The organism is Xanthomonas sp. SHU 308 (assembly GCF_000364645.1).
Classification (GTDB): domain Bacteria; phylum Pseudomonadota; class Gammaproteobacteria; order Xanthomonadales; family Xanthomonadaceae; genus Xanthomonas_A; species Xanthomonas_A sontii.
Genome location: NZ_AQOK01000244.1, coordinates 1 through 5,898, shown reverse-complemented (window position 1 = coordinate 5,898; position 5,898 = coordinate 1). Strand labels below are relative to the sequence as shown.

The window sequence follows — 5,898 nt, the reverse complement described above, 5'->3', positions numbered from 1 at the left end:
CGCCCAGCCGCGGCGTCATCGCCAGCGCCGGCACCGTGGCGCCGGCCACCCTGATCAGCGCGCCGGTCGCCGCCCCGGCCCCGGTGACCGCCAACGCCGTGCCCAACCGGGTCGCCCCGGTGTCGCCCAGCAGCAGTGGCGCGCCACGGCGTCTGGTCAGCGGTCAGCTGTATTCGTACATGAAGGACGGCGTGCGCCACTACACCAGTGCGCGTCCGACCCAGGTCGCCAATCTCGGCGCGGTGCGCACGATCCGCTACAGCTTCATGGAAACCTGCTATGCCTGCGCCAACCCGGGGGTCAACTTCGGTGCGGTGCGCCTGAACACCACCGCCTACCAGAGCGAGATCGCCGCCGCCGCGCGCGAGTACGGTGTCGACGAGGCGGTGGTGCGCGCCATCATCCACGCCGAGTCCGCCTACAACCCGACGGCCCTCAGCCGCGCCGGTGCGCAGGGGCTGATGCAGCTGATGCCGCCGACCGCGCGCCGCTTCGGCGTCAGCGATTCGTTTGATGCAGCGCAAAACATTCGCGGCGGCGTGCAGTACCTGGCGTGGCTGCTGAAGCGCTTCAACGGCAACCTCAGCCTGGCCGCGGCAGGCTACAACGCCGGCGAAGGCGCGGTAGACAAACACGGCGGGGTGCCGCCGTACAGCGAGACCCAACGCTACGTGCAGCGGGTCGGCGTGCTCGCCGAGCGCTACCGCGGCGTGCTGGCGACCGCGCATTGAGCCGTCGCCGCGGCCCGGCAGGAGGCGTTGCGCGTCCATTGTCGGCGCGTTAAGGGTTCCGCTACACTGCAGTGGATTCAGTGCGGCTCGACCCCCACCGAGCTGCTGGCAGCCTCACGCTACCCAATCACAGATCGGAGTGCCGGATGGCCAACGATGGGGTCAACGATTCTGTAAATGTAGGACGCCGCCGCTTTCTCACCGCCACCACGTCCGTCGTGGGCGCGGTCGGTGCGGGGTTCGTCGCGGTTCCTTTCATCAAGTCCTGGAATCCGAGCGCAAAGGCCAAGCTGGCCGGCGCGCCGGTCACCGCCGACATCAGCGCCCTGCAGGAAGGGCAGCGCCTGATCCTGGAATGGCGCGGCCAGCCGATCTGGATCGTCAAGCGCTCCAAGGCGATGCTCGATGCGTTGCCGTCGCTGGACAGCCGGCTCAAGGATCCTGAGTCCACCAACAAGGACCAGCAGCCGGACTACGTGCTGAAGAATCCGGAGTACCGCTCGATCAAGCCCGACGTCTCGGTGCTGGTCGGCCTGTGCACCCATCTGGGTTGCTCGCCGGAAATGGTCGCCGAGATCCGCCCCGAACCCTACGACCCCGACTGGAAGGGCGGCTATTTCTGCCCCTGCCACAAGTCGCGCTTCGACATGTCCGGCCGCGTGTTCCAGGGCGTGCCGGCGCCGATCAACCTGCTGGTGCCGCCGCACCACTACCAGGACGACAACACGCTGGTGATCGGCGTGGACCCGAGCGCGTCCGCGAAGGGAGGGGCGTAAGTCATGGCCGACAACATCCTCACCCGCACCGCGGGCAACGTGTTCGACTGGGTCAACGAGCGCGCCCCCGGGCTGATGCCGTTCTACCGCAAGCACGTCACCGAGTACTACGCGCCGAAGAACTTCAACCTCTGGTACTACTTCGGCTCGCTGGCGATGGTGGTGCTGGTCAACCAGATCGTCACCGGCATCTTCCTGACGATGCACTACAAGACCAGCGCGGCCGAGGCGTTCAACTCGGTCGAGTACATCATGCGCGACGTCGAGTGGGGCTGGCTGATCCGCTACATGCACTCCACCGGCGCCTCGCTGTTCTTCATCGTGGTGTACCTGCACATGTTCCGCGGGCTGATGTACGGCAGCTACAAGAAGCCGCGCGAGCTGGTGTGGATCCTCGGCATGCTGATCTACCTGGTGCTGATGGCCGAAGCCTTCATGGGCTACGTGCTGCCCTGGGGGCAGATGTCGTTCTGGGGCGCGAAGGTGATCATCTCGCTGTTCGGCGCCATCCCGGTGATCGGCAACGGCCTGACCGAATGGATCATGGGCGACTACCTGCCGTCCGACGCCACCCTCAACCGCTTCTTCGCCCTGCACGTGATCGCCCTGCCGCTGGTGCTGCTGCTGCTGGTGGTGCTGCACCTGGGCGCGCTGCACGAGGTCGGTTCCAACAATCCCGACGGCGTGGAGATCAAGAAGGGGCCCAAGGGCAACCGTTGGAGCCCGAACAAGCCGGCCGACGGCATCCCGTTCCATCCGTACTACACGGTCAAGGACCTGGTCGGCGTCGGTTTCCTGCTGATGATCGGCGCCTTCATCATCTTCTTTGCGCCCGGCTTCGGTGGCCTGTTCCTGGAGCACGACAACTTCACCGAGGCCAACCGCCTGGTGACGCCGGAGCACATCAAGCCGGTATGGTACTACACCCCGTACTACGCGATGTTGCGGGTGGTGCCGAACAAACTCGGCGGCGTGCTGGTGATGTTCTCGGCCATCGCGATCCTGTTCCTGGTGCCGTGGCTGGATCGCGCCAAGGTCAAGTCGATCCGCTACCGCGGCTGGATCTCGCGGGTGATGCTGGGGATTCTTGCGGTGTGCTTCGTCTGGCTCGGCGTGATCGGTTCCGGCCCCGGTACCGAGATCATCGAGACCTACATCGGCCGCGTGCTGACCGTGCTGTATTTCGCCTTCTTCCTGACGATGCCGATATGGACCTCGCTGGATCGAACCAAGCCGGTGCCGGAGCGGGTGAGCAGCCATGACTAAGCGCCTGATCGCTGTGCTCGCCGGCGTCGCCTCGGCCTTGTTGCTGTCCGCCTCGGCCATGGCCGCCGAGGGTGCCGCCACCCTGCAGGCCGGCAACGACCTGGGCGACCGCGCCTCGCTGCAGCGCGGCGCCAAGCTGTTCATGAACTACTGTTCCGGCTGCCATTCGCTGAAGTACCTGCGCTACCAGCGCATGGCCGAGGATCTGGGCCTGAGCGAGGACGAGGTGATGCACAACCTCAACTTCACCGGCGCCAAGATCGGCGAACACATCGAGACGGCGATGCCGCACGATGCGGCGACCAAATGGTTCGGCAAGGCGCCGCCGGACCTGAGCCTGATCGCCCGCGTGCGCGGCACCGACTGGGTCTACACCTACCTCAAGTCGTTCTATCTCGACCAGTCGCGGCCGCTGGGCTGGAACAACAAGCTGTTCGCCAACGCCTCCATGCCCAATCCACTGTGGGACCTGCAGGGCCTGCAGCAGCCGGTCTACGGCAAGGCCGAGCAGCCGGGCGTGGACAAGCCGGTGGAGCGGCTGCAACTGGCGACGCCGGGCAAGCAGAGCCCGGCCGAGTTCGACCAGACGGTGCGCGACATCAGCAATTTCCTCGAATACGCCGGCGAGCCGGCGGCGCTGAAGCGGCAGAACCTGGGCGTGTGGGTGGTGCTGTTCCTGGCGCTGCTGACCTTCCTGGCCTATCTGCTGAAGAAGGAATACTGGAAGGACGTGCATTGAGTCGCGGCCGTTTCGGCCGCGTCCCGGCTGCACCGTTGCTGAGCCGATCCCCTGTTCATCCTATTGGCTTTTGTGAGCGAGGGTTGCACACTCAGGGGCCGTGACGACCGTCCGCAATGTGCGGGCGGCGTCGATGCGGCCGGCGGATTCCGGCCGTCGGAGAGCCTTGAATGGCGGCGAGTTTGCGCATGCGAAATACCTTGACGTTGTTTTCCTCCACGGATGATGTCCTGTGCCACCGCGTCCGCCTGGTGCTCGCGGCCAAGGGCGTGACCTACGATTTCGTGGCGGTGGATCCGCAGAATCCGCCGGAAGACCTGATCGACCTGAATCCCTACCACTCGGTGCCGACCCTGGTCGAGCGCGAGCTGGTGCTGTACGCCGCCTCGGTGGTCAGCGAGTACCTGGACGAGCGCTATCCGCATCCGCCGCTGATGCCGGTCGACCCGCTTTCGCGCGCGCGCCTGCGCCTGGCGATGCTGCGCATCGAGCACGACTGGGTGCCGCAGGTGCAGGCGATCCAGCTCGGCAACAAGGCCCAGGCCGAAGCCGGGCGCAAGCGCCTGAAGGAGCTGCTGACCGCGTCGGTGCCGCTGTTCAAGGCCAGCAAGTTCTTCCTCAATCCGGAGATGAGCCTGGCCGACTGCGCGATGGCGCCGATCATCTGGCGCCTGCAGGCACTGGACATCCCGCTGCCGAAGGACGGCAAGGCGATCGAGGATTACGGCAACCGCATCTTCCGCAATCCGGGGTTCATCCGCAGCCTGACCGATCAGGAAAAGAAACTGCGCGACCTGCCGGCATGATGCTGTCCGCCGCGCCGTCTCCATTGTCTTCCGAGCTGTACCGGCATTGCGCGCCGGCACGTAGAATGGGCGCATGAGCGACGACACTTCCCGCATGACCAGCCATCGCCCGTACCTGCTGCGGGCGCTGGTGGAATGGATCAACGACAACGGCATGACCCCGCACATCCTGGTGGATGCGGGCCTGCCCGGCGTCCAGGTGCCGCCGAGCGCGGTCAAGGACGGGCGTGTGGTGCTGAACATCGCCGAGCGTGCGGTGGTGCGTCTGCAGATCGACAACGACGGGGTCAGCTTCACCGCCCGCTTCGGCGGTGTCAGCTACCCGGTGCAGGTGCCGATGTCCGCGGTGCTGGCCGTGTATGCGCGCGAAACCGGGCAGGGCATGGCGCTGCCGGACGACATCCACGGCGCCAGCGAGCCGCCGGGCGACGACACCCCGCCACCGCCGCGGCCGGGCGGATCCGACGACGCTGGCAAGCGGCCGCGCCTGCGCGTGGTCAAGTAGCCGATGCGCGGCCTCGGTGGCCGCGCTTCACCCCTCCAAGCGTTGGCGTTTCCGGTATTCGTGCGCCGCGCACCGCGTTGTTCCGTCGCAGGAGCGGCTTCAGCCGCGACGGGCTTACCGGTAACGCCCATCGCGGCTGAAGCCGCTCCTGCATTCGCCGTCCATTCCATGTGGCATGCGCATCGCCCGCGCACTCAGCTTCGCTGTCGCCCGACACGACACGCCGCACGCCATCGGTATCGGTATCGGTGCGCGGCCGTGGTGCACGGCTCAGTCGCGCTGCGCGCGGGCTTCCTGCAGGCTGCTCACGCTGGCGACCGACGGCCCGGTGAACGCGATCAGCTGATCGCCTAGCAGCACCAGGCGCCCGCTGTGGCGGTCGGTGCCATCGTAGGAATAGTCGAAGCGGAAACTGCGCTCGAAGCCGAGCCAGCCGTTGGGCAGGCGCCGCAGGCGCAGGCCGGTGCCGTGCACGCTCTGGTCCAGCCACTGCACGTCGGCGGCCTTGCAGGCGTTGCGGCCGAGGATTTCGGCGCGTTCGGCGGCCGCACGCGAGGCGTTCCAGAACGCGAACACCGCGGCGCCGGCGATCATCAACAGGATCAGGCTGGGCATGGCGCCACTGTAGCGAGGCGCTGGTGGGTGGGCAATCTTGCTTGGGGCGGGGATTGGGGATTCGGGAATGGGGATTGGCAAGAGCTGCGCCCTTGGACGGTGTCGCGCGCTGCTCGTAGATGTCTTGGGGTGAGGTGCCGCGGCTGACGGATGCCTCCAAGCCCCCGCCATGGTCCTGAGCGAGGCACCTGCATGCATTGATGACGCGCGGTATGCGTGCACCGGAATCCCGGTGTTGAGAGGCGCCCTGGTGTTGCGATTGGACGAATACGCCTTAGCGCTGTGGCTGTGACTGCGGTTCGGTCTTGGGTGCCTGGTTGCCGGTGGGCGCGGTGGGGTGCGGCGCTGCTGGTGTCGCGCTGGGTATGGGGGATGCCGCCGCCGGCGTGTTCGAGCCGGTGGGTGGTGCGGGCGGTGCCGGCGGGGCGGCGGGCGTGCCGGGGACCGCACTGGCCGCGGG

Annotated in this window: 7 protein-coding genes; 6 read left to right on the top strand and 1 reads right to left on the bottom strand. The window is 67.0% G+C overall.

The genetic code is table 11. From position 1 onward, the window contains the following. The 6 genes from D588_RS0109175 to D588_RS0109150 all read left to right on the top strand — a co-directional run. On the top strand, positions 1–731 hold a 731-nt coding region (locus D588_RS0109175; RefSeq protein ID WP_017915762.1), incomplete at its 5' end, for a lytic transglycosylase domain-containing protein. A gap of 146 nt (positions 732–877) precedes the next feature. After that, a complete protein-coding gene (gene petA, locus D588_RS0109170; RefSeq protein ID WP_026143542.1) occupies positions 878–1,507 on the top strand; it encodes a ubiquinol-cytochrome c reductase iron-sulfur subunit in 630 nt (209 codons plus the stop codon). A gap of 3 nt (positions 1,508–1,510) precedes the next feature. Beyond that, positions 1,511–2,773, top strand: a complete 1,263-nt coding sequence (locus D588_RS0109165) for a cytochrome bc complex cytochrome b subunit (protein WP_017908207.1) — start codon at positions 1,511–1,513, stop codon at positions 2,771–2,773. Then, on the top strand, positions 2,766–3,512 hold the full coding sequence (locus D588_RS0109160; protein WP_026143541.1) for a cytochrome c1: 747 nt from the start codon (positions 2,766–2,768) through the stop codon (positions 3,510–3,512). Before D588_RS0109165 ends, D588_RS0109160 begins: the two co-directional genes overlap by 8 nt. A gap of 170 nt (positions 3,513–3,682) precedes the next feature. Beyond that, positions 3,683–4,318 (top strand): glutathione S-transferase N-terminal domain-containing protein, encoded by a 636-nt coding sequence (locus D588_RS0109155; protein ID WP_010342124.1) that lies wholly within the window; start codon positions 3,683–3,685, stop codon positions 4,316–4,318. Between the two features lie 73 nt (positions 4,319–4,391). Further along, complete coding sequence (locus D588_RS0109150) at positions 4,392–4,823, top strand: ClpXP protease specificity-enhancing factor (RefSeq protein WP_017908205.1); 432 nt, start codon at positions 4,392–4,394, stop codon at positions 4,821–4,823. A 270-nt stretch (positions 4,824–5,093) separates the two neighbouring features. On the opposite strand, the gene D588_RS0109145 is transcribed toward D588_RS0109150, so the two are convergent. Continuing rightward, on the bottom strand, positions 5,094–5,438 hold the full coding sequence (locus D588_RS0109145) for a DUF3301 domain-containing protein (protein WP_017908204.1): 345 nt from the start codon (positions 5,436–5,438) through the stop codon (positions 5,094–5,096). Positions 5,439–5,898 lie beyond the last annotated feature (460 nt).